Source organism: Pseudomonas sp. NPDC088444 (assembly GCF_044900175.1).
In the GTDB taxonomy this organism is placed as follows: Bacteria; Pseudomonadota; Gammaproteobacteria; order Pseudomonadales; family Pseudomonadaceae; genus Aquipseudomonas.
This window is the reverse complement of record NZ_JBJDNK010000008.1, coordinates 1-22,962: the sequence shown is the minus strand read 5'-3', so window position 1 is coordinate 22,962 and position 22,962 is coordinate 1. Positions and strand designations below refer to the sequence as shown.

The window sequence follows — 22,962 nt, the reverse complement described above, 5'->3', positions numbered from 1 at the left end:
GGCCAAGCACCACCTAACAGATCGAGACAAGAATATGTTCCCCGAAAGCTTCACGTTCTCCATCGCCGACTGGGTCAACGACTGGGTCGATAAACTGGTCACCAACTATGGCGACGTGTTCCGGCACATCTCCGACACGCTGCTGTGGGCCATCGTCAAACTCGAAGGCCTGCTGCGTGTCGCGCCCTGGTGGGTGTTGCTGGCCATCGTCGGTCTGATTGCCTGGCACGCCACGCGCAAAATCACCACCACGGCGGTCGTGGTCGGTCTGCTGTTCCTGGTTGGCGCGGTCGGCCTGTGGGACAAGCTGATGCAGACCCTCGCGCTGATGCTGGTGGCCACCTTCATTTCGGTGCTGATCGGCGTGCCGCTGGGCATTCTCTCGGCGCGCAGCAATCGCCTGCGTTCGGTGCTGATGCCCTTGCTCGACATCATGCAGACCATGCCCAGCTTCGTGTACCTGATTCCGGTGCTGATGCTGTTCGGGCTGGGCAAGGTTCCGGCGATCTTCGCCACCGTCATCTACGCCGCGCCACCGCTGATTCGTCTGACCGATCTGGGCATTCGTCAGGTTGACGGCGAGGTCATGGAAGCGATCAACGCATTCGGCGCCAACCGCTGGCAGCAACTGTTCGGCGTGCAATTGCCGCTGGCCCTGCCAAGCATCATGGCCGGGATCAACCAGACCACCATGATGGCCCTGTCGATGGTGGTGATCGCCTCGATGATCGGCGCCCGAGGTCTGGGCGAAGACGTGCTGGTGGGCATTCAGACCCTCAACGTCGGGCGCGGCCTGGAAGCGGGCTTGGCCATCGTCATCCTGGCGGTCGTGATCGACCGCATCACGCAGGCCTATGGCCGTCCACGGCATGAGGCGAGCAAGTGATGAGCACTGAACCGAATAAAATCGTCGTCAAGAACGTCTACAAAATCTTCGGCAATCGCGCCTCCGAAGCGCTGGACATGGTTCGCCAGAAGCAGACCAAGGACCAGGTGCTGGCCCAGACCGGTTGCGTGGTAGGCGTGAATGACTTGTCGCTGTCGATTGGCAGCGGCGAAATCTTCGTGATCATGGGCCTGTCCGGCTCGGGCAAATCCACACTCGTGCGCCACTTCAACCGCCTGATCGACCCGACCAGCGGCGAGATTCTGGTGGATGGCGAGAACATCCTGACGTACGACATGGACGCCCTGCGCAACTTCCGTCGGCGCAAGATCAGCATGGTGTTCCAGAGCTTCGGCCTGTTGCCGCACAAGACCGTGATCGACAACGTCGCCTACGGCCTGGCGATTCGCGGCGAGAGCAAGGCGCAGTGCAGCGAGCGCGCGCAGCACTGGATCAACACCGTAGGCTTGAAAGGCTACGAGAAGAAATACCCACACCAGCTCTCGGGCGGCATGCGCCAGCGCGTGGGCCTGGCCCGGGCATTGGCCGCCGACACCGACATCATCCTGATGGACGAAGCCTTCAGCGCCCTCGACCCGCTGATCCGCGCCGAAATGCAGGACCAGTTGCTGGAGCTGCAAGCCACGCTGCACAAGACCATCGTGTTCATCACCCATGACCTCGATGAAGCCGTACGCATCGGCAACCGCATCGCCATTCTCAAGGATGGCCGGTTGATCCAGGTCGGCACCCCGAAAGAAATCCTCTACTCGCCCGCCGACGAATACGTTGACCGTTTCGTCCAGCGCCGCGTGGCGACCCTTTAAGGACGGCTGCACTCATGTCGCGAGCAGAACAGATCATCATCGGCGATGCCCCCGTCACCTGGCAGGACGTCACCGCCGTCGCCCGCCACGGCGCCACCTTGGCGCTCTCGGGAAGCGCCTGGGCGCGCATCGACAATGCGCAAGCCATCGTGCAGCGCATCGTCGCCAGCGGTGAACGCGCCTACGGCGTGAACACCGGCCTTGGCGCGCTGTGCAACGTGTCTCTGCAAGACGAGCAACTCAGTCGCCTGTCGCGCAACACGTTGCTCAGCCACGCGTGCGGCGTTGGCCCGGTGCTGCCGGACGAGCAGACCCGCGCGATCATCTGCGCCGCGATCATCAATTACAGCCAGGGCAAATCCGGCATTCACCGTCAGGTGGTGCAGGCGCTGCTCGCCCTGCTCAATCACCGCATCACGCCGCAAGTACCGTCGCAAGGTTCGGTCGGTTACCTGACCCACATGGCCCACGTCGGTGTCGCGCTGCTGGGCGTGGGTCAGGTGAGTTATCGCGGGCAAGTGGTCTCGGCGTTGCAGGCGTTGAGTGAAGAAGGTCTGTCACCGGTTGAACTGGGCGCCAAAGACGGGCTGTGCCTGGTCAACGGCACGCCGTGCATGACCGGCCTGAGCTGCCTGGCCATCGCTGACGTGAACCGCCTGATGCAGTGGGCCGACGTGATCAGCGCCATGACCTTCGAAGGCCTGCGCGGTCAGCTCGACGCGTTCGATGAAACCATCATCGCGCTCAAGCCCCATCCGGGCATGCAGCAAGTGGGTAAAAACCTGCGCGGTCTGCTGGCGGGCAGTGAAGTGCTGGCCAACAGTCAGGGCATTCGCACGCAAGACGCCCTGAGCATTCGCTCTATCCCGCAAGTCCATGGCGCCACCCGCGATCAACTGGCCCACGCCACGCGTCAGATCGAAACCGAACTCAACTCGGCCACCGACAACCCACTGCTGCTGGGTACGCCCGAGGCCTGGCGCGTGGTCTCCCAAGCTAACCCTCACGGTCAGTCCGTGGCCATTGCGGCAGACCTGCTGGCGATTGCCATGGCCGAACTGGGTTCGATTGCCGAGCGCCGTCTGGATCGTTTGATCAACCCGACCGTCAGCGGTCTGCCAGCGTTTCTGGTCAGCCAGCCAGGGGTCAACTCGGGAATGATGATCGTGCAGTACGTCGCCGCATCCCTCTGCGCGGAAAACCGCCAGATGGCGCAACCGGCCATCGTCGACAACTATGTGACCTCCGGTCTTCAGGAAGACCACCTGAGCATGGGCACCAGCGCCGCACTGAAGCTGCACAAGGTGCTGGAGAACGTCACGCAGATCCTCGCTATCGAGTATTTGCTGGCCGCTCAGGCGTTCGAGTTCTTCAAAGGCCCGCGTTTCGGCGTCGGCACCGAAGCCGCGTGGCGCTTGTTGCGCGAGCGTGTTCCGGCCTATGACGAAGACCGCTGGCTGGCCCCGGACATCGCCAGCAGCGTGACCCTGCTCAAGAACGAAGAATCACTGGAAAGCGTCTTTCAGGCCTGCCGCGACTACGCGGCAACCCATAACAGCAACAGTCGCAGCCCAAGCGCCACAAGCGCGGAACAGGCAGGAGCCAGTTCAAGGCACGCGACCGACATCAACGAAGGAGTAGCAGCATCGTGACCGATACCCAAAAGGCGACCCCGCTGAACCTGATCCCCGGCCAGTTGACCCTGGCGCAACTGCGCGCGATCTATCAGCGACCCGTGACCCTGACGCTGGACGCCAGCGCCGGTCAGCAGATCGACAACAGCGTGGCCTGCGTCGAGCAAATCCTGGCGGAGAATCGTACGGCCTATGGCATCAACACCGGTTTTGGCCTATTGGCGTCGACCCGCATCGCCAGCGCGGATCTGGAAAACCTGCAACGCTCGCTGGTGCTGTCCCATGCGGCGGGCGTTGGCGAGCCGATCAGCGATGAACTGGTGCGCCTGATCATGGTGCTCAAGGTCAACAGCTTGAGCCGTGGTTTCTCGGGCATTCGCCGTCAGGTCATCGATGCGCTGATCGGCCTGATCAACGCCGAGGTCTACCCGCACATTCCGCTCAAGGGTTCGGTTGGCGCCTCGGGCGATCTCGCGCCACTGGCGCATATGTCGCTGGTGCTGCTGGGCGAAGGCAAGGCGCGCTACAAAGGCCAATGGCTGAACGCTGTCGAGGCCTTGGCGGTTGCAGGCTTGAAGCCGCTGACACTGGCAGCGAAAGAAGGTCTGGCGCTGCTCAACGGCACGCAGGTCTCCACCGCCTACGCGCTGCGCGGCCTGTTCGAAGCCGAAGACCTGTTCGCCGGGGCGCTGAGCTGCGGCGCACTGACCGTGGAAGCGGTACTCGGCTCTCGCGCGCCGTTCGACCCACGTATTCACGCCGCGCGTGGCCAGCGCGGGCAAATCGACGCGGCTGCGGCCTATCGCGATCTGCTGGGCGATGGCAGTCAGGTGTCCGATTCCCACCGCGACTGCGACAAGGTGCAAGACCCCTACTCCCTGCGCTGCCAGCCGCAAGTCATGGGCGCTTGCCTGACCCAGCTGCGTCAGGCCTCGGAAGTGCTGGCCATCGAGTCCAACGCGGTATCCGACAACCCGCTGGTGTTCGCGGCTGAAGGCGAAGTGATCTCGGGCGGCAACTTCCACGCCGAGCCGGTGGCCATGGCCGCTGACAACATCGCGCTCGCCATCGCCGAGATCGGCTCCCTGAGCGAGCGCCGCATCTCGCTGATGATGGACAAGCACATGTCACAACTGCCGCCGTTTCTGGTGGGCAATGGCGGCGTGAACTCCGGCTTCATGATCGCCCAGGTGACTGCGGCGGCGCTGGCCAGTGAGAACAAGGCGCTGGCCCATCCGCACAGCGTCGACAGTCTGCCGACCTCGGCCAACCAGGAAGACCACGTGTCGATGGCCCCGGCCGCCGGCAAGCGCCTTTGGGAAATGGCGGAAAACACCCGAGGCGTGCTGGCTGTAGAATGGCTGGCTGCGTGTCAGGGTCTGGACCTGCGCAATGGTCTGAAGACCTCGGAAAAACTGGAAATCGCCCGCACCACCCTGCGCGGCCAGGTCCCGTTCTACGAAAAAGACCGCTTCTTCGCCCCTGACATCGAGGCCGCCACCGCCTTGCTCGCATCCCGATGCCTGAGCGAGTTGGTGTCCGCTGACCTGTTGCCGAGCTTCTGATCGGGACAGGCCAGGGACGGCCTGTCATTGGAATGAGGATAGGGCCGCTCCTACGGGGCGTGTTCCTTCTCATTCCAGCAAAAGAAACACTTGGAACGTGAAATGAAACCGCAAAACGCAACCGATCTGAAACGCGGGCTCAGTGCCCGTCACATTCGCTTCATGGCGCTGGGCTCGGCCATTGGCACCGGGCTGTTCTATGGCTCGGCGTCGGCGATCAAACTGGCTGGCCCCGCTGTGCTGCTGGTCTACCTCATCGCGGGCGCCGCGGTGTACATGGTCATGCGCGCTCTGGGCGAAATGGCCGTACGCAATCCTGTGGCAGGCTCGTTCAGCGAGTACGCCACGCACTATCTGGGTCCGATGGCAGGCTTCGTCCTGGGCTGGACCTACGCATTCGAGATGATCATCGTCTGCCTGGCCGACGTCACGGCATTCGGGATCTACATGGGTTTCTGGTTCCCCGACGTGCCCCGCTGGATCTGGGTGCTCGGTATCGTATTCGTGATTGGCGCGCTCAACCTGTGCAGCGTCAAAGTGTTTGGTGAAACCGAGTTCTGGCTGTCGCTGCTCAAGGTCGGTGCCATCATCGCCATGATCCTCGCAGGTTTCGGCATTCTGTTGTTCGGCATCGGTTCTTCAGCGGGCGACAGCGTCAGCCACGTGAGCAATTTGTGGACGCAAGGCGGCTTCATGCCCAACGGCGTGAGCGGCCTGGTCGCGGCGCTGGCCGTGGTGATGTTTGCCTTTGGCGGCATCGAAATCATTGGCGTGGCCGCCGGTGAAGCGCGCAATCCCGAGAAGGTGATTCCCCGCGCGATCAACGCTGTGCCGCTGCGCATCCTGTTGTTCTACGTGCTGACGCTGTTCGTGCTGATGTCGCTGTACCCGTGGCAGGAGATCGGCAATCAGGGCAGCCCGTTCGTGCAGATTTTCGACAAACTGGGGATTTCCTCGGCAGCGATCATCCTCAACATCGTGGTGATCTCAGCGGCTGTGTCGGCGATCAATAGCGACATTTTCGGCGCCGGTCGCATGATGTATGGCCTGGCGGTGCAAGGCCAGGCGCCTAAAGGCTTTGCGCAACTGTCGGGCAACGGCGTGCCGTGGATGACCGTGCTGGTGATGGGCGCCGCCCTGCTGTGCGGCGTGGTGCTGAATTATCTGATCCCGGAAAACGTGTTTCTGCTGATCGCCTCCATCGCCACCTTCGCCACCGTTTGGGTGTGGCTGATGATTCTGGTCACGCAGATTGCGATGCGCCGCTCGATGAGCAAGGACGAGGTCGCACAACTGAAATTCCCGGTGCCGTTCTGGCCTGTCGCACCGATCGCCGCCACGGCGTTCATGGTGTTTGTCTTTGTGGTGCTGGGGTATTTCCCGGACACGCAGGCAGCGCTGGTGGTGGGCGCGGTGTGGATTGTATTGCTGGTGATTGCGTATCGGGTCTGGGTGAAGCCGAACCAAATATCGGCCCCAAACCGGTCTATTGGATGACACAAAACCTTGTGGGAGCCGACTTGCTGGCGAATGCGGCGGATCAGTCACATTGATGTTGAATGACACACTGCATTCGCCAGCAAGCCGGCTCCCACAACAGGATCTCTAACGCTTCAAACTCTGGAGACACTCGATGAAAACGCTCTGGCACAACTGTCACGCAGCAACCATGGCAAACGGCACTTACTCGATCATCGAGGACGCCGCCATTGTGACCGACGGAGCGCTCATCGCCTGGATCGGCCCTCGCAGCGAATTGCCCGATCAAGGCGCCATCGAAACGGTCGACCTCAACGGCACCTGGGTCACTCCCGGCCTGATCGACTGCCACACTCACACCGTGTTCGGCGGCAATCGCAGTGGCGAGTTCGAGCAGCGCTTGCAAGGCGTCAGCTATGCGGAAATCGCGGCGGCAGGCGGGGGCATCGCCAGCACCGTTCGCGCCACGCGGGCGGCCAGCGAGGCCGAGTTGTACGCCAGCGCCGAGCGTCGTGCCCTGCATCTGCTCAAAGACGGCGTGACCACGCTGGAAATCAAATCCGGCTACGGCCTGGACCTTGCCAGCGAAGCCAAGATGTTGCGCGTCGCCCGCCAACTGGGAGAAAAACTCCAGGTCACCGTGCGCACCACCTGTCTCGCCGCCCACGCCCTGCCGCCTGAATACAAAGACCGCGCCGACGATTACATCGCCCACATTTGCAGTGAAATGCTGCCCGCGCTGGCCAAGGACGACCTGGTGGATGCCGTCGATGCCTTCTGCGAATACCTGGCATTTTCTCCTGCGCAGGTCGAGCAAGTGTTCATCACCGCAGGCGAACTGGGCTTGCCGGTGAAGCTGCACGCCGAGCAACTGTCGTCGCTGCACGGCTCAAGCCTGGCGGCGCGCTATCAGGCGCTGTCTGCCGACCATCTGGAGTTCATGACCGAAGAGGACGCCATCGCCATGGCCGCCTCCGGCACCGTCGCGGTGTTGCTGCCCGGCGCGTTCTATTTCCTGCGGGAAACCCAGTTGCCGCCAATGGACGCCCTGCGCAAACACGGCGTGAAAATCGCCATCGCCACCGACCTCAACCCTGGCACCTCACCGGGCCTGTCGTTGCGCCTGATGCTGAACATGGCCTGCACCCTGTTCCGCATGACGCCCGAAGAAGCCTTGGCGGGTGCGACCGTGCATGCCGCTCAAGCACTGGGACTGGCCGAGTCCCACGGCTCGCTGGAAGTCGGCAAGGTCGCCGATTTCGTTGCGTGGAACATCGAGCGGCCTGCAGACCTGGCCTATTGGTTGGGCGGAGATCTGGATAAACGCGTCGTGCGTCACGGCGTGGAAAGTCGTTTCTAAATTACTGAATCGGGAGAACATCGTGGACAAGGTTCTGAGTTTCACTCGCGGTCGCGTACCGCTGCTGATCAGCATGCCCCACCCAGGTTTGAATCTGACGCCAGTGGTACGCGAAGGCTTGGTGGATGAGGCCGTGAGCCTGCCAGACACTGACTGGCATATCCCGCGCCTGTACGATTTCGCTCACGATCTGGGTGCCAGCGTACTGGCGGCGGAGTATTCGCGCTTCGTCATCGACCTCAATCGCCCTTCCGATGACAAACCGCTGTACGCCGGAGCGACCACCGGGTTGTACCCTTCGACGCTGTTCGAAGGCGACCCGCTGTTCAAGGAAGGCCAGGTGCCGAGCAAAGAAGAGCGCGCGACCTATCTGGAAAAAATCTGGACGCCGTACCACGACACCCTGCGCAACGAGCTTGAGCGCCTGCGTAACGAATTCGGCTACGCGCTGCTGTTTGACGCCCACTCGATTCGCGGCCACATCCCGCACCTCTTCGATGGTCGTTTGCCGGACTTCAACCTCGGCACCTTCAACGGCGCAAGCTGTGATCCGGAGCTGGAAAAACGGGTTGAAGCGGTCTGTGCGGGCGCGAAGAACTACAGCCATGTGTTGAATGGGCGTTTCAAAGGCGGCCACATCACCCGTCACTACGGCAATCCGGCCGAGCACATCCACGCGGTGCAGCTTGAGTTGGCGCAAAGCACCTACATGGAAGAGTTCGTGCCATTCCACTACCGCGCGGATCTGGCTGATCCGACGCGAGTGGTGCTGAAGTCGTTGCTGGAAAACATGATCGCCTGGGGGCGGCAGAAGTACGGGAAGTGATGCCCTTCCGGTGATCGTTCCCACGCTCCGCGTGGGCACGATCACGTTGGCGTTGCTATTTCCTCAACAACCGCAACCCATTGAACACCACCAACAAACTCACCCCCATATCGGCAAACACCGCCATCCACATGGTCGCGACTCCCGCGAAGGTCACGGCCAGGAAGATCGCCTTGATCACCAGCGCCAACGCGATGTTCTGTTTCAGCACCGCTGCGGTATCGCGGGACAGGCGGATAAACGCCGGAATCTTGCGCAAATCGTCATCCATCAACGCCACATCGGCGGTCTCGATCGCGGTGTCCGTCCCCGCAGCCGCCATGGCAAAACCGATCTCTGCCCGCGCCAACGCCGGGGCGTCGTTGATGCCGTCACCCACCATCCCGACTCGATGTTTCTGCGCGTACAGCCCTTCAATCGCCTGCAACTTGTCAGTCGGCAGCAAATTGCCCTGCGCCTGATCGATCCCCACTTGCGCAGCAATCGCCTTGGCCGTGTGCGGGTTGTCGCCGGTGAGCATCACGGTTTTAACGCCCAACGCGTGCAACTGCGCAATCGCCTCGCGGCTGCTGTCCTTGACCGTGTCGGCAACCGCGAACAATGCCAACGGCCCAGTCTCGTCAAACAGCAACACAACGGTCTTGCCTTGGGACTCCAACGCTTCAAGTCGTGCTTCAATCTCAGGCGAACACAAGCCGGCTTCATGCACCAGCCGATGGTTGCCCAAGTGATACAGACGCCCCTCAACGTCGCCTTTCACCCCCAGCCCACTCAGCGCTTCGAAGGCCTCAACTGACAGGTGCCCGTCCTTGCCAAAATGCGTGGCGATGGCCTGAGAAACCGGGTGATCGGAACGCCCCGCCAAGCTGGCAGAAATCGTTAGCGCACGCTCACCGAAAGCCTCATCGAGCAACACGTAATCGGTCTGCATCGGTTTGCCGTGGGTAATGGTCCCGGTTTTGTCCAGCGCCAGGTAATCGAGCTGATGGCCCATTTCCAGATAGACGCCGCCCTTGACCAGAATCCCCTTGCGCGCTGCCGCCGCGAGACCGCTGACGATGCTGACCGGCGTTGAAATCACCAGTGCACACGGGCACGCCACCACCAGCAACACCAGTGCGCGATAAATCCAGTCGAACCACGCCGCCCCCATGAACAGCGGCGGGATGATCGCCACGGCCAGCGCCAGCGCGAACACCGCCGGGGTGTAGATTTTCGAAAAGCTGTCGACGAACCGCTGAGTCGGTGCCCGCGCGCCCTGAGCCGCTTCCACAGCATGAATGATCCGCGCCAGCGTCGAGTTGTTCGCCGCCGCCGTGACCTTGTATTCCAACGATCCGGCCTGATTGATGGTCCCGGCAAATACCTTGTCGCCCACGGTTTTCTCGACCGGCAGGCTTTCACCGGTGATCGGCGCCTGATCGATACTGGAATGCCCCGACACCACTTCGCCGTCCAGGCCGATGCGCTCGCCCGGTTTGACCCGAACCACGCTGCCCAACGCGATCTGTTTGACTTCGACTTCCACCCATTGACCGCCCTGCTGCACGGTGGCCATGTCCGGCGTCAGTTGCATCAGTCCGCTGATGGCATTGCGCGCACGATCAAGGGATTTGGCTTCGATCAACTCGGCCACAGTGAACAGAAACATCACCATCGCCGCTTCCGGCCATTGCCCAATCAGTACGGCACCGGTCACGGCGATGCTCATCAGCGCGTTGATGTTCAGGTTGAAGTTCTTGAGCGCGATCCAGCCCTTTTTATAGGTGGTCAAACCGCCGCTGAAGATCGCCACCAGCGCGATCAGCGCGACCACCCACGTTGGTGCGGCATCGGTGAAATGAATGACTTCCGCCGCCACAGCCGCGACACCGGACAACGCCAGCGGCCACCAAGGCTTTTTAGCGGTCGGCTTGGACACCTCGGCCTCAACGCCTTCATTGATCACATCCGCTTGCATGCCCAGCGAACCAATGGCGGCACGAATCGGATCAGTCGAGGGCAATTCATGCCACACGCCCAACACGCGATTGATCAGGTTGAATTCAAGCTTCTGGATGCCCGCCATCTTGCCCAGCTTGTTCTGGATCAGCGTCTGCTCGGTAGGACAGTCCATCGCTTCGATGCGAAAGCTGCTGAGCCGCGCGTTGTCAGTCGAACCACTGCCGATGCTCACGACGGCCGGGGCAACCTCGTGGGAACAGCAGGAATGGGCTTTGTGGTCGTGCTTGCCAGCCGGAGTGAATTTGACCGGGGCAGCATGATCTTGATGCGCATGGCCATGACCTGCATGGCTGTGCCCGGCGTGGTCATGGCCTGCGTGATCATGTGGCGAATGTTTGTGTACAGAGTCACTCATTGGTTGAGTCTCTTGGTGTGCGTGTTGCCAAGTACACACCCTGTAGCCACTATAGGGTCAAGCCTCAAAACGGGATCAGTGACATGAACGCTTCTTTCAGGATCGGCGAACTGGCCAAACTGACCGACTGCCCGGTGGAAACCATCCGCTACTACGAGCGCGAGGGCTTGCTGGCCGAGCCTGCGCGCAGTGAGGGTAATTACCGGCTCTACACTCAGGTACACGTCGAGCGCCTGACGTTCATCCGCAACTGCCGCAGCCTGGACATGACGCTGGACGAAATCCGCAGCCTGCTGGCCCTGCGCGACAGCCCGCAGGACCAGTGCCAAAGCGTCAACGCGTTGATCGACGAGCACATCCAGCACGTCAGCGCGCGCATTGCCAGCCTCCAGGCGTTACAGGAACAGTTGGTGGATTTGCGCCAGCGTTGCAGCGAAGGCGCGCCGAATCATTGCGGGATTCTGGATCGCTTGGAGATCAGCGGGAGTGTCGTGGCCGCTGATGTCGAGCATTCCCACGTAGGCCGTAGTCACGGGCATTGATACCTGACACGATCCCAACATGGAAATATTGACGCCCATGCAGGAGATCGCTCGCCGTCAAAACGACACTGTCGCGCTGCAAACACGAGACGTGTGGGAGCCGGCTTGCTGGCGAAAACGGCAGATCAGTCACATTGATGTTGAATGACACACCGCATTCGCCAGCAAGCCGGCTCCCACCGGTTAAGCGTTGAATAAGCCGTTAGGCAGCGTGAATACGCTCCACCGCTTCAGTCACACCCGCGCCGTATTCCGGGTCGGCCAGGGTGCAGTGCTTGATGTGCAGCGCAATGATCGGCGCCGACACACCGCGCAAGGCGCGTGCAGTGTTGTCGAACAGCGACTGCTTCTCTTTCGGACTCATCTTGCGGAACAGGTTGCCCGGCTGCGAGAAGTAATCGTCGTCCACACGGTGGTTCCAGTGACCCGCTGCGCCTTCGATGGACAGTGGCGGCTCGCGGAAATCAGGCTGCTCCTGGAACGCGCCTTTGGTGTTCGGCTCGTATGAGGTCATCCCGCCACGGTTGCCGTCGATGCGCATCAGGCCATCGCGGTGGTAGCTGTTCACGTGCAGCGCAGCTTTCGGCGAGTTCACCGGAATCTGGTGGTAGTTGACGCTCAAACGGTAGCGCTGGGCATCGCCGTAGGAGAACAGACGGCCTTGCAGCATTTTGTCCGGCGAGAAGCTGATGCCAGGCACCACGTTGGAAGGTGCGAACGCAGCCTGTTCAACGTCGGCAAAGTTGTTCTCCGGGTTACGGTTCAGCTCAAAGTAGCCCACCTCGATCAACGGGTAGTCGGCTTTCGGCCACACTTTGGTCAGGTCGAACGGGTTGATGTGGTAAGAACCCGCTTCCTTCTCCGGCATGATCTGTACGAACAGTTTCCAGCGCGGGAAGTTGCCTTGCTCAATGTTGTCGTACAGGTCGCGGTGATGGGATTCGCGGTCATTCCCCACAACGGCCGCCGCTTCGGCGTCGGTCAGGTTGGCGATGCCTTGCTGTGAGACGAAGTGGAACTTCACCCAGAAGCGTTCATGTTGGGCGTTCAGGAAGCTATAGGTGTGGCTGCCGAAACCATGCATTTCACGGTAGCTGCGTGGAATGCCGCGCTCACTCATGACCACCGTCACCTGGTGGAACGACTCAGGCAGTTGGGTCCAGAAGTCCCAGTTGTTTTCGGCGCTGCGCATGCCGGTGCGAGGGTCGCGTTTCACGGCGTGGTTCAGGTCTGGGAATTTCAACGGGTCGCGCAGGAAGAACACTGGCGTGTTGTTGCCCACCAAGTCCCAGTTGCCTTCTTCGGTGTAGAACTTCAGGGCGAAACCGCGGATGTCCCGCTCGGCATCGGCTGCACCGCGCTCACCGGCGACGGTGGAGAAGCGTGCGAACATTTCGGTTTGTTTGCCGACTTGCGAGAAGATCTTGGCGCGAGTGAATTGAGTGATGTCGTGGGTCACCGTGAAGGTGCCGAACGCGCCCGAACCTTTGGCGTGCATACGGCGCTCTGGAATCACTTCGCGGTCGAAGTGCGCCAGCTTCTCCAGAAACCAGACGTCTTGCAGCAGCGCCGGGCCGTTGGGGCCAGCGGTTTGAATGTTCTGGTTATCGACTACGGGGGCGCCGAATGCGGTCGTCAGTTTGTTGCTCATGCGCGTTCTCTCCATTGGGGTCACTTGTGTGGGCGGCTTGTTGTGAAGCCGCGCCTGAAGCTGTTCGATGGAGAGACGATAAGGAAAACCCGAGGCGGAAGCTCATTGTGATGCCGCACTGGGTGGATAGAGAGATTTAATTGATTGACCAATGCTCGATAGCTAGCACAAATTCTTAACGACACCCGAACCTGTAGGCCTTCGCCAACTGTCTTTAACTCCTCCGAGTATCGTTCCCACGCTCCCGCGTGGGAATGCCGTTCGCGACGCTCTGCGTCGCACTGACGCAGGGCGTCAGAGGCTGCGTGCCCACGCAGAGCATGGGTACGATCAGACGCTGAAGCCTGTGGAAGTGAGGCGGCGGCCTTATATTTTGCTGCGATGGTATCCGTGCGGCACGCCGCCTTTGGACAACACCCACTGCCACAGCTGAATATCCCGCGCTCGGAATGCCCCGGCGCACGACAGCAGGTAATAACGCCACATGCGATAAAAGCGCTCGCCCAGTTTCGGTTCGAACTCAGGCCAGGCCTTCATGAAGTTGTCATGCCAAGCCATGAGCGTCTTGTCATAGTCCGAGCCGAAGTTGTGCAAATCTTCCACAACGAATAAACCATCCATGGCGTCGCCCATCTGACCAATTGAAGGCAGGTCACCGTTGGGGAATATATATTTATCAATCCACGGGTCAGGATAAGAGTTACGCTGATTCTTGCCGATTGTGTGCAATAGAAACAACCCGCCCGGTTTCAAACAGCGATGCGCTAACTCCATGTATTCCCGATGATTTTTGCGCCCCACATGTTCGAACATCCCGACACTGGCGATCGCATCGAACTGTTCATCAAGCTCTCGATAATCCTGAAAGCGAAACTCTAGCGGCAAATCTTTGTAGCGCTCTTTGGCCCAGGCAATTTGCTCTTTCGAAATACTGACGCCCACCGCTTCAACACCGTAATGCTCGGCGGCATAACTCATGAAACTGCCCCAGCCACAGCCAATGTCCAGCACGCGCATGCCGGGCTTGAGTTGCAGTTTGCGGCAAATCAGATCGAGCTTGGCGGCCTGTGCTTCTTCCAGGGTGGTCGCGTTTTCCCAGTACCCGCAGGTGTAGGTCATGCGCGAATCGAGCATCTTCGAGTAGAAATCGTTGCCCAGGTCGTAATGCACTTCGCCTACGGTCTTGGAGCGTTTGATGTTCTGCCGGTTCATGAACTTCGCCATCAGTGCGTAGAACACCAGGCGCACCGGCTTCACATCGTCGGTCATGCCGGTTTTCAACAGGCGATGGAAAAACTCGTCCAGATGATCGCTGTCCCACTGCCCGTCCATATAGGCTTCGCCCAAGCCGAGGTTCCCTTGCGCGAACGCCCGTTCGATCACACCAGGACCATTGAAGCGAATATCGGAAGGGGCGGACCCGTTAATCTGGATCCCGGCGGCGCTAAGAATGCGAGAGGCCGTGCGATAAAGACCGGAGGTGTGATCGGAATAGGTGTCAGTGCTGAAGTTCGTCGTGGTCATGGAGGGGGATTTCCAAACGCATGTCAGGCTAAAGACTTATCGGTAGACCCCGACTATAGAACAAACAATCCCCACAGATAAACTCAATATACTCAATTCAAAGATTGAAAATATCTATCAAATGAATTTTGTTTACTCACTTGCAAAACAGTTATTACACCATTGCAACAATAAACTTTGAATTAAGACAACACGGCACAGTCCGGCAAGGGTTTAACCGGTTAGAACATAGAAGGTTTGTGCGGATTTATATTGCCCAGACACCGCAAACTACGTGGGAGCCACCTTGGTGGCGAAGGCGGCTCCCACAGATTGGACGCGGCTCTTAAACGGCCACTGGCGCCTTGATGTTTGGATCGGCGTCGTAGCCCACGATTTCGAAATCCTCGAAACGGTAGTCGTAGATGCTGTCCGGGCGGCGGTTGATCTTCAACTGAGGCAATGCCTTCGGCGTACGGGTCAGTTGCGTGGCGATCTGCTCTTCGTGGTTCGAATAGGCATGGGTGTCGCCCAGGCTGACGATGATCTCGTGGGGGATCAGGTCGCACTGCTGCGCCAGCATGTGCGTCAACAGCGCCAGCGCGGCGATGTTGTACGGCAGGCCGAGGAATACGTCAGAGCTGCGGATGTACAACTGCATCGACAGCTTGCCGTCCGCAACAAATGCCTGGTACAGCAAATGGCAGACTGCAAGCGCCTGACGCCCCGCCTTCACGTTTTCCTGAGGCGACAACTTCTCGTCCGGCAGGTATTCGGTGTTCCAGCCGTGGAACAGAATCCGGCGGCTGTTGGGGTTGTTCTTCAGGCAGTCGACCATATAGTCAATCTGATTGATCTTGCCGCCGTCCTTCGTCGGCCAGCCGGTCCACTGCGCGCCGTAGACCGGACCCAGGTCGCCCTCTTCGGTGGCCCACTCGTCCCAGATGGTCACACCGTTGTCGTTCAGCCATTTGGTGTTGGTGTTGCCGCTGAGCATCCAGATCAGCTCATTGGCGATGCTCTTGAAGTGCAGTTTCTTGGTGGTCAGCAGCGGGAAACCATTGGCCAGGTTGTGGCGAATCTGACGGCCGAACACGGCAGTGGTGCCAGTCCCGGTTCGGTCGCCTTTGCGCGTGCCGTTTTCAATGACATCCTGTAACAGCTCAAGGTATTGCTTCATGCCCTAAGGCCCTCTGTATCGATGAAGCTGCCGGGCGCACTGGCACGGCAGTTCAGAATCAAGCGGCGGCGTTGTTGGCAGCCGGTGCGCGGTGGTAGGCCAGCCAGATCAGCACCAGACCCGCGATGATCATCGGCAGGCTGAGGATCTGCCCCATGGTGACCCAGCCCCAGGCCAGGTAACCCAACTGGGCATCCGGCACGCGGACGAACTCCACGACAAAACGGAAGATCCCGTAAAACAGCGCGAACATGCCGGAAACCGCCATGGTCGGACGCGGCTTGCGCGAGAAGAAGTAGAGAATCACGAACAGTGCCACACCCTCCAGCGCGAACTGGTACAACTGCGACGGGTGGCGCGGCAGTTGCGTCGGATCGCTGAATGGCGGGAAGACCATCGCCCATGGCAGGTCGGTCGGTTTGCCCCACAACTCGCCATTGATGAAGTTGCCGATACGCCCGGCGCCCAGGCCAATCGGCACCATGGGCGCGATGAAGTCCATCAGTTGAAAGAACGACTTGCCGTTGCGTTTGCCAAACCAGTAGGTCGCGATCATCACCCCGATGAACCCGCCATGGAACGCCATGCCGCCTTTCCACACTTCGAAAATCAGCAAAGGGTTGGCGATGTAGTTCGGCAAATCGTAGAACAGCACATAGCCGAGCCGCCCACCGACGATCACGCCCATGGCGACCCAGAAGATCATGTCCGAGAGTTTTTCCTTGGTCCAGGTCGGGTCGAACTTGTTCAGCCGACGCGAGGCGAGGAACCAGGCACTGCCGATACCGACCAGATACATCAGGCCGTACCAGTGAATTTGCAGCGGACCGATGGCCACGGCTACCGGGTCAATCTGCGGGTAAGGCAGCATTGCAACTCCTTAAATGAGCGCTCGAAGAGCGACGAATCAAATCAGAAAACTGGTACCGACCAACACCAGCAGCAGTGCGAACAGTCGTTTCAGCACCCTGGGTGACAGTTTATGCGCCAATCTCGCCCCGAAACGGGCGAAGAACATGCTGGTGACAGCGATGCCGATCAACGCAGGCAGGTACACGAAACCGAGACTATGCGGGGGCAACAACGGATCGTGCCACCCAAGAATCATGAAACTTATGGCACTGGCCACCGCGATCGGAAAACCGCACGCCGATGACGTCGCCACCGCCTGCTGCATGGTCAGACTGCGCCAGGTGAGAAACGGCACCGTCAGCGAGCCGCCACCAATGCCGAAAATCGCCGACGCCCAGCCAATCACCACGCCAGCCCCCACCAACCCCGGCTTGCCGGGCACGCCACGGCTGGCCTTGGGCTTGAGGTCCAGCGCCATCTGGATCGCGACCAGGATCGCGAACACACCAATGATTTTCTGCAAATGCGGCCCGGCGATGTAGCTGGCGGTCAGCGAACCAAGCCCGGCGCCGATCAGAATCCCCACGGTCATCCAGGCGAACACCGGCCAGCGCACCGCCCCCATGCGATGGTGAGCACGCACAGACTGAATCGAGGTGAACACGATCGTCGCCAGCGACGTGCCCACGGCCAGGTGCGTCAGAACCGAACTGTCGAAGCCTTGCAACGTGAAACTGAACACCAGCACCGGAACGATGATGATGCCACCGCCCACGCCAAACAGCCCGGCCAGCACGCCGGCGCAGGCGCCCAGGGCCAGATAGAGCAGAAATTCCATGGGGGTCTCCAAAAATCAGTGCGGCAGTTTACCGGAGCGGGCGACCTGCCTCTAGCCGCGCGCGATGGATGTCCACCTGAACCCTAGGTAGAGTGGCAAAAAACAAGGAGGCCGCATGTGCCTGATCGTCTTTGCCTGGCGCCCTGACCACTCGCAGCCGCTGATCCTGGCGGCCAACCGTGATGAATTCTACGCCCGCCCGACGCTGCCACTGGCGCAATGGGAAGACTCCCCACATGTCTACGCCGGTCGCGATCTGGAAGCGGGCGGCACCTGGCTCGGGGTTTCTGCCGATGGGCGTTTCGCGGCGCTGACCAATATTCGCAACCCCGGCCAACCGTTGGGACGCCGCTCCCGAGGTGAGCTGGTTGCTCATTTTTTGAGCGGTTCTCTGTCCATTGATGATTACTTACGCGAAGCTGCGGGGCGTTCGACGGAATACGGCGGGTTCAATCTGCTGGTCGGGGATCGCCACTCGTTGCACTTTCTCAATGCTGGCGATCCTGTACCGCGCAAGCTTGAGGCGGGGGTTTACGGGGTGTCCAACGCAGGCCTCGATACGCCGTGGCCCAAGCTGGTCAAGGCTAAAGCTGCGCTGACTGAGCATCTGAACGATCCTGCGCCTGACGCCCTGTTTGCGTTTCTGTCGGATGCCAACGCGGCTGCGGACGCCGACCTGCCGAACACCGGCGTGGGGCATGCGACGGAGAAATTGCTGTCCAGCGTGTTCATTGCCAGCCCTAATTACGGGACGCGGGCGAGTACGGTGTTGATCGTCAATGCAGACGGGAGCCGGAGGCTGATTGAGCGCAGCTTCGGGCCATATGGTGGGAGATTGGGTGAAGTGAGCCTGCACATCTGAATGTATCGCCCCCTGTGCATGATCGTTCCCACGCTCTGCGTGGGAATGCATCCTTCGACGCTCTGCGTCGTTGTGGGCGCAGAGCGCCCGGGGCGGCGTTCCCACGCGGAGCGTGGGAACGATCATCAGAGGGCAAGTGTGTCGTCGAGACTTGTGTCCGATCAATGCCCTTTAACGGACGCCGGATTGATCATCCGCGACAGCCCCAAGTTCCTCAGCGCCAGTTGCAGCGAGCTGCTGATGACTTGCGGGTTGTCGTTGTTCATCAGTTGCGCCAGCAATTCCTTGGCCTTGCTCAGATGGATCTGACGCAGCATCCATTTCACTTTCGGCAAGTTGGTGGCGTTCATTGACAGGCTGTCGAAACCCATCGCCATCAACAGCACTGCAGCCGCCGGATCGCCTGCCATCTCGCCGCAAATACTTACCGGTTTGCCTTCGGCATGGGCATCGCGCACGACATTTTGCAGCGCTTGCAGAACCGCGGGGTGCAGGTAGTCGTAAAGGTCCGCCACACGCGGGTTGTTGCGGTCGACGGCCAGCAGGTACTGAGTCAGGTCGTTGGAGCCGACTGACAGGAAGTCCACCTGACGCGCCAACTCGCGGGTCTGATAGACCGCCGCCGGAATTTCGATCATCACGCCCACAGGCGGCATCGGCACGTCGGTGCCCTCGTCGCGCACCTCACCCCACGCCCGGTGAATCAAGTGCAGGGCTTCTTCAGTCTCATGAGTACCAGAAATCATCGGCAGCAGAATACGCAGGTTGTTCAGGCCCTCACTGGCTTTGAGCATCGCTCGGGTCTGCACCAGGAAAATTTCCGGGTGATCGAGGGTGACACGGATACCGCGCCAGCCCAGAAACGGGTTGTCTTCCTTGATCGGGAAGTACGACAGCGCCTTGTCGCCGCCAATGTCTAGCGTGCGCATGGTCACCGGCAACGGATGGAAGGCTGCCAATTGCTCCCGATAGATCGCCAGTTGTTCTTTTTCACTCGGGAAGCGCTGGTTGATCATGAACGGGACTTCGGTGCGGTACAGCCCCACCCCTTCGGCGCCACGCTGTTGAGCGCGGGCCACGTCCGCCAGCAGACCGGTGTTCACCCACAACGGCATGCGATGGCCATCGAGGGTCACGCACGGCAATTCGCGCAACGCATCGAGGCCTTGCGCCAACTGACGCTCCTCCTCCATTACCACCGAATACTGCTTGCGCAGCACTTCACCGGGGTTGGTGTAGACCTCACCGTGGTAGCCGTCGACGATCAGCTCAATGCCATCGACCTTGGAATACGGCAGATCCACCGCCCCCATGACGGTGGGAATGCCCATCGCCCGCGCCAGAATCGCCACGTGGGAGTTGCCCGAACCCAGCACCGAGACCAGACCGACCAGCTTGCCTTCCGGCACTTCGCCGAGCATTGCGGGCGTCAGTTCTTCACTGACCAGAATGGTGCTGTCGGGATAGACCAGCGCTTGCTGACGCTCCTCCTGCAAATAGGCAAGCAGACGGCGGCCCAGGTCTTTGACGTCCGATGCCCGCTCACGCAGGTATTCGTCGTCCATCAGTTCGAAACGGTTGACGTGCTCGTTAACCACGGTGCGCAGTGCGCCCTGTGCCCACTGGCCGGTCTTGATGATGTTTTTGACTTCACTGCCCAGCGAGGCGTCGTCCAGCATCATCAGATAGACGTCGAACAACGCGCGCTCTTCAGGGCGCAATTGGGTGGCCAATTTCGCCGAAAGCGCACGCATATCGCTGCGAACGCCTTCGAGTGCGTTCTTGAAGAGTTTGATTTCGGCATCGATATCGGTGATGGCCTTATCGGGCACCACGTCCAGATCGGCCGGTGGCAAGACCACCAGCGCCGTACCGACTGCCGCGCCGGGCGAACCTGCCACGCCGACGAACTTGGCTTCTTGAATGCCTTTGCCCTGACGCCCCAAACCGCGAATCGAGCCGGTCGCTTCAGCGTGGGCGATTACGCCCGCAAGCTGGGCACTCATGGTCACGAGGAAGGCTTCTTCCCCTTCGTCGAACTGACGACGCTCCTTTTGCTGAATCACCAATACGCCGACGACACGTCGATGGTGGATGATCGGCGCGCCGAGAAACGAGGCGTAACGCTCCTCCCCCGTCTCGGCGAAGTAACGATAACGGGGGTGATCGGCGGCGTTTTCCAGGTTCAGCGGTTCTTCGCGGGTGCCGACCAGGCCAACAAGGCCTTCATTGGGGGCCATGCTGACTTTGCCGATCGAGCGCTTGTTCAAGCCCTCGGTGGCCATCAGCACGAAACGATTGGTTTCGGGGTCGAGCAAATAGACCGAGCAGACCTGGCTGCTCATGGCCTCTTTGACGCGTAACACAATAATCCCCAACGCCGCCTTGAGATCCTTGGCGGAGTTAACTTCCTGGACGATCTTGCGCAGCGTATTGAGCATGGCTCGGGGTCGAACTCCGTGTCAGTCGCGCGCCAACAGGCGCGGGGCAAGCTCTTTGAGTGCGCGGCGATAGACTTCGCGCTTGAATGTCACCACCTGGCCCAACGGGTACCAATAACTGACCCAACGCCAGCCATCGAACTCCGGTTTACCGGTCAAATCCATCCGCACCCGCTGCTCGTTGGAGATCAGGCGCAGGAGAAACCATTTCTGTTTCTGGCCAATGCACAGCGGTTGGCTGTGCGTGCGCACCAGGCGTTGCGGCAGACGATAGCGCAACCAGCCACGGGTGCAGGCCAGAATTTCAACATCGTGCCGTTCCAGGCCGACTTCTTCATTCAATTCACGGTAGAGCGCGTCTTCCGGCGTCTCCTGAGGGTTGATACCCCCTTGCGGAAACTGCCAGGCATCTTGGTTGATACGGCGAGCCCATAAGACCTGGCCAGCATCATTTGTCAGAATTATCCCGACATTAGGGCGGAAACCATCGGGGTCGATCACGGCTACAACCTCGCAAACGCATGTCGCCGCATTGTTCCACAAAGATCGTGAAGGCAGCAACGAGGCGCAGGCAGCTTATCGCCACAAGAGCATTAATAGATGCGATCACTTGATGAAACCTCGTATTCTTGTGCTCTTTTTTCAGTTAATTCAGCGAGTAACCCCATGCGTCTGGCTTTATTCGACCTCGACAACACCCTCCTCGGCGGTGACAGCGATCACGCGTGGGGCGATTACCTGTGCGAGCGCGGCATCCTGGACGGAGCCGCCTACAAGGCCCGTAACGACGCGTTCTATCAGGACTATCTGGCAGGCACCCTGAACCTGACCGACTACCTGAATTTCAGCCTGGAAATCCTGGGCCGCACCGACATGGCGCAACTCGACGAATGGCACGGTGATTTCATGCGCGACTGCATCGAGCCGCTGATTCTGCCCAAAGCATTGGCCCTGATCGCCAAACACCGCGACGCAGGCGACAAGCTGGTGGTCATCACCGCGACCAACCGCTTCGTGACCGCGCCGGTTGTGGCCCGCCTGGGGATCGACACTCTGTTGGCAACCGAATGCGAAATCGTCGACGGCCGCTACACCGGCCGCACCACTGACGTGCCGTGCTTCCGTGAAGGCAAGGTCACGCGACTGAATCGCTGGATTGAAGAAAACGGCTTCAACCTGGACGACAGTTATTTCTACAGCGACTCGATGAACGACTTGCCACTGCTGGAGCAAGTGACGAACCCGGTTGCGGTTGATCCGGATGAGAAATTGCGCGCCGAAGCGACCCGTCGCGGCTGGCCGGTCATCTCGCTACGCGATTGAGACTGCAAGAACACCTGAATACACGCTGTAGGAGCGAATTCATTCGCTCCCACAAGGTGGTCGGCAAGATATCAGACAGGCTTTGCGCCCATCAGCCCGGCAATGGCGACGAAACAAACCGCGCTAAAAATCGCCAGCCCCAATGTGAATTTGGGGTTGCCGACAATCACCGATCTACGCAACCGATTGACCCGCACCGCCAACCACGCCCAACTCAGGGCACCGAAGGTGTAAAGAATGCTGCTGCCCAGGACCCAGGTCTGCCCCAGTGGCCAACCGGCGTAGTGCACCAGCCACCAGCCGCTGATCGGGAGCGTCAGCAAACACAACCCCATCAACAACCAGACGAACACCCAAGGCCGTTGCATGGCGCGGTTCTGCACGGTCAAGTCCCCCGCCCGGCGCCCACGCACGATCCAGACCGTCAACGCCAGACCGCTGATGAACAGCAAGGTGGTCATCACCATGTGCAGGATTTTCAGGGCGGCGAAGTGTTCCATGGCGGTTCTTTCCTTTATAGAAGGCCGTGCTTTGAGCGTAGTCGCGCCGAGGAAGTTGCGTTGAGCGAAGGTATCTAGCCATACACAACCTGTGAGAGCCGACTTGCTGGCGAATGTGGCGTGTCATTCAACATTGATGTGTCTGATGCACCGCCTTCGTCGGAACGCCGCCCGCAGCAAGCCGGCTTCCACAAAGGAATGGTGTACAGCCGAATCAGCCCAAGAACAGCCTATAAGCGGGGTTGTTCGTCTCATCCCAATACGGATACCCAATCTCCGCCAGCGCCTGCGGCACCAGATGCCGCTCGTCTTCCGGCACCACCAGCCCGGCCAC

General features: G+C 60.2%; 19 protein-coding genes and 1 pseudogene. 10 read left to right on the top strand and 10 right to left on the bottom strand.

The window, feature by feature from the left end; genetic code table 11:
• Positions 1 to 34 precede the first annotated feature (34 nt).
• The 7 genes from ACI2KB_RS16650 to hutG all read left to right on the top strand — a co-directional run bounded on the left by ACI2KB_RS16650 (position 35) and on the right by hutG (position 8,577).
• Positions 35 to 886 (top strand): ABC transporter permease, encoded by an 852-nt coding sequence (locus ACI2KB_RS16650; protein ID WP_404636288.1) that lies wholly within the window; start codon positions 35 to 37, stop codon positions 884 to 886.
• Positions 886 to 1,713, top strand: coding sequence for a glycine betaine/L-proline ABC transporter ATP-binding protein (locus tag ACI2KB_RS16645; protein ID WP_404636287.1), 828 nt, complete (start codon positions 886 to 888; stop codon positions 1,711 to 1,713). The genes ACI2KB_RS16650 and ACI2KB_RS16645 overlap by 1 nt, the downstream gene beginning before the upstream one ends.
• A gap of 14 nt (positions 1,714 to 1,727) precedes the next feature.
• Positions 1,728 to 3,365: a histidine ammonia-lyase gene (gene hutH / locus ACI2KB_RS16640; protein WP_404636286.1), complete on the top strand. Its 1,638-nt coding sequence runs from the start codon at positions 1,728 to 1,730 to the stop codon at positions 3,363 to 3,365.
• Positions 3,362 to 4,912: a histidine ammonia-lyase gene (gene hutH / locus ACI2KB_RS16635; protein WP_404636285.1), complete on the top strand. Its 1,551-nt coding sequence runs from the start codon at positions 3,362 to 3,364 to the stop codon at positions 4,910 to 4,912. Before hutH (ACI2KB_RS16640) ends, hutH (ACI2KB_RS16635) begins: the two co-directional genes overlap by 4 nt.
• 102 nt (positions 4,913 to 5,014) lie before the next feature.
• On the top strand, positions 5,015 to 6,409 hold the full coding sequence (locus tag ACI2KB_RS16630) for an amino acid permease (RefSeq protein ID WP_404636284.1): 1,395 nt from the start codon (positions 5,015 to 5,017) through the stop codon (positions 6,407 to 6,409).
• A 136-nt stretch (positions 6,410 to 6,545) separates the two neighbouring features.
• Positions 6,546 to 7,751 carry an imidazolonepropionase gene (gene hutI, locus ACI2KB_RS16625; protein ID WP_404636283.1) on the top strand — a complete coding sequence of 402 codons (1,206 nt, stop codon included), beginning with the start codon at positions 6,546 to 6,548 and terminating at the stop codon, positions 7,749 to 7,751.
• A gap of 22 nt (positions 7,752 to 7,773) precedes the next feature.
• On the top strand, positions 7,774 to 8,577 hold the full coding sequence (hutG, locus tag ACI2KB_RS16620; RefSeq protein ID WP_404636282.1) for an N-formylglutamate deformylase: 804 nt from the start codon (positions 7,774 to 7,776) through the stop codon (positions 8,575 to 8,577).
• Positions 8,578 to 8,632: 55 nt separating this feature from the next.
• On the opposite strand, the gene ACI2KB_RS16615 is transcribed toward hutG, so the two are convergent.
• Positions 8,633 to 10,936 carry a heavy metal translocating P-type ATPase gene (locus ACI2KB_RS16615; protein WP_404636281.1) on the bottom strand — a complete coding sequence of 768 codons (2,304 nt, stop codon included), beginning with the start codon at positions 10,934 to 10,936 and terminating at the stop codon, positions 8,633 to 8,635.
• An 83-nt stretch (positions 10,937 to 11,019) separates the two neighbouring features.
• Between ACI2KB_RS16615 and cadR the strand changes: the two genes are divergently transcribed.
• A complete protein-coding gene (gene cadR, locus ACI2KB_RS16610) occupies positions 11,020 to 11,478 on the top strand; it encodes a Cd(II)/Pb(II)-responsive transcriptional regulator (protein ID WP_404636280.1) in 459 nt (152 codons plus the stop codon).
• A 202-nt stretch (positions 11,479 to 11,680) separates the two neighbouring features.
• On the opposite strand, the gene ACI2KB_RS16605 is transcribed toward cadR, so the two are convergent.
• The 5 genes from ACI2KB_RS16605 to ACI2KB_RS16585 form a co-directional block, all read right to left on the bottom strand.
• Positions 11,681 to 13,129, bottom strand: a complete 1,449-nt coding sequence (locus ACI2KB_RS16605; RefSeq protein ID WP_404636279.1) for a catalase — start codon at positions 13,127 to 13,129, stop codon at positions 11,681 to 11,683.
• Between the two features lie 366 nt (positions 13,130 to 13,495).
• A complete protein-coding gene (gene cfa / locus ACI2KB_RS16600) occupies positions 13,496 to 14,653 on the bottom strand; it encodes a cyclopropane fatty acyl phospholipid synthase (protein WP_404636278.1) in 1,158 nt (385 codons plus the stop codon).
• 325 nt (positions 14,654 to 14,978) lie between these two features.
• Positions 14,979 to 15,812, bottom strand: a complete 834-nt coding sequence (locus ACI2KB_RS16595) for a thymidylate synthase (protein ID WP_404636277.1) — start codon at positions 15,810 to 15,812, stop codon at positions 14,979 to 14,981.
• Positions 15,813 to 15,870: 58 nt separating this feature from the next.
• Entirely contained in the window at positions 15,871 to 16,683 is an 813-nt protein-coding gene (lgt, locus tag ACI2KB_RS16590; protein ID WP_404636276.1) for a prolipoprotein diacylglyceryl transferase, read from the bottom strand.
• A gap of 36 nt (positions 16,684 to 16,719) precedes the next feature.
• Positions 16,720 to 17,502 (bottom strand): sulfite exporter TauE/SafE family protein, encoded by a 783-nt coding sequence (locus tag ACI2KB_RS16585; protein ID WP_404636275.1) that lies wholly within the window; start codon positions 17,500 to 17,502, stop codon positions 16,720 to 16,722.
• 115 nt (positions 17,503 to 17,617) lie between these two features.
• On the opposite strand from ACI2KB_RS16585, the gene ACI2KB_RS16580 reads away from it, so the two are divergent.
• Positions 17,618 to 18,364 (top strand): NRDE family protein, encoded by a 747-nt coding sequence (locus ACI2KB_RS16580; protein WP_404636274.1) that lies wholly within the window; start codon positions 17,618 to 17,620, stop codon positions 18,362 to 18,364.
• Between the two features lie 161 nt (positions 18,365 to 18,525).
• Here ACI2KB_RS16580 and ptsP read toward each other — a convergent pair whose 3' ends face one another.
• Both ptsP and ACI2KB_RS16570 read right to left on the bottom strand, forming a co-directional pair.
• Entirely contained in the window at positions 18,526 to 20,805 is a 2,280-nt protein-coding gene (gene ptsP, locus ACI2KB_RS16575) for a phosphoenolpyruvate--protein phosphotransferase (protein WP_404636273.1), read from the bottom strand.
• Positions 20,806 to 20,826: 21 nt separating this feature from the next.
• Positions 20,827 to 21,306, bottom strand: a complete 480-nt coding sequence (locus ACI2KB_RS16570; RefSeq protein ID WP_062379340.1) for an RNA pyrophosphohydrolase — start codon at positions 21,304 to 21,306, stop codon at positions 20,827 to 20,829.
• A gap of 165 nt (positions 21,307 to 21,471) precedes the next feature.
• Between ACI2KB_RS16570 and ACI2KB_RS16565 the strand changes: the two genes are divergently transcribed.
• Entirely contained in the window at positions 21,472 to 22,128 is a 657-nt protein-coding gene (locus ACI2KB_RS16565; protein ID WP_404636272.1) for an HAD family hydrolase, read from the top strand.
• A 71-nt stretch (positions 22,129 to 22,199) separates the two neighbouring features.
• On the opposite strand, the gene ACI2KB_RS16560 is transcribed toward ACI2KB_RS16565, so the two are convergent.
• Together ACI2KB_RS16560 and ACI2KB_RS16555 are read right to left on the bottom strand one after the other, a co-directional pair.
• Positions 22,200 to 22,628: a DUF2269 family protein gene (locus tag ACI2KB_RS16560; protein ID WP_404636271.1), complete on the bottom strand. Its 429-nt coding sequence runs from the start codon at positions 22,626 to 22,628 to the stop codon at positions 22,200 to 22,202.
• 214 nt (positions 22,629 to 22,842) lie between these two features.
• Positions 22,843 to 22,962 (bottom strand): annotated as a pseudogene (locus ACI2KB_RS16555) (threonine dehydratase); the annotation flags it as partial.

What these genes read in the sequence shown, in the direction of transcription:
- ACI2KB_RS16615 (WP_404636281.1), bottom strand. Translation starts at nt 10,936, where the DNA reads ATGAGTGACTCTGTACACAAACATTCGCCACATGATCACGCAGGCCAT.
- ACI2KB_RS16650 (WP_404636288.1), top strand. Translation starts at nt 35, where the DNA reads ATGTTCCCCGAAAGCTTCACGTTCTCCATCGCCGACTGGGTCAACGAC.
- hutH (WP_404636286.1), top strand. Translation starts at nt 1,728, where the DNA reads ATGTCGCGAGCAGAACAGATCATCATCGGCGATGCCCCCGTCACCTGG.
- ACI2KB_RS16560 (WP_404636271.1), bottom strand. Translation starts at nt 22,628, where the DNA reads ATGGAACACTTCGCCGCCCTGAAAATCCTGCACATGGTGATGACCACC.
- ptsP (WP_404636273.1), bottom strand. Translation starts at nt 20,805, where the DNA reads ATGCTCAATACGCTGCGCAAGATCGTCCAGGAAGTTAACTCCGCCAAG.
- hutI (WP_404636283.1), top strand. Translation starts at nt 6,546, where the DNA reads ATGAAAACGCTCTGGCACAACTGTCACGCAGCAACCATGGCAAACGGC.
- ACI2KB_RS16630 (WP_404636284.1), top strand. Translation starts at nt 5,015, where the DNA reads ATGAAACCGCAAAACGCAACCGATCTGAAACGCGGGCTCAGTGCCCGT.
- ACI2KB_RS16585 (WP_404636275.1), bottom strand. Translation starts at nt 17,502, where the DNA reads ATGGAATTTCTGCTCTATCTGGCCCTGGGCGCCTGCGCCGGCGTGCTG.
- ACI2KB_RS16580 (WP_404636274.1), top strand. Translation starts at nt 17,618, where the DNA reads ATGTGCCTGATCGTCTTTGCCTGGCGCCCTGACCACTCGCAGCCGCTG.
- ACI2KB_RS16595 (WP_404636277.1), bottom strand. Translation starts at nt 15,812, where the DNA reads ATGAAGCAATACCTTGAGCTGTTACAGGATGTCATTGAAAACGGCACG.
- lgt (WP_404636276.1), bottom strand. Translation starts at nt 16,683, where the DNA reads ATGCTGCCTTACCCGCAGATTGACCCGGTAGCCGTGGCCATCGGTCCG.
- ACI2KB_RS16645 (WP_404636287.1), top strand. Translation starts at nt 886, where the DNA reads ATGAGCACTGAACCGAATAAAATCGTCGTCAAGAACGTCTACAAAATC.
- ACI2KB_RS16565 (WP_404636272.1), top strand. Translation starts at nt 21,472, where the DNA reads ATGCGTCTGGCTTTATTCGACCTCGACAACACCCTCCTCGGCGGTGAC.
- cadR (WP_404636280.1), top strand. Translation starts at nt 11,020, where the DNA reads ATGAACGCTTCTTTCAGGATCGGCGAACTGGCCAAACTGACCGACTGC.
- cfa (WP_404636278.1), bottom strand. Translation starts at nt 14,653, where the DNA reads ATGACCACGACGAACTTCAGCACTGACACCTATTCCGATCACACCTCC.
- ACI2KB_RS16605 (WP_404636279.1), bottom strand. Translation starts at nt 13,129, where the DNA reads ATGAGCAACAAACTGACGACCGCATTCGGCGCCCCCGTAGTCGATAAC.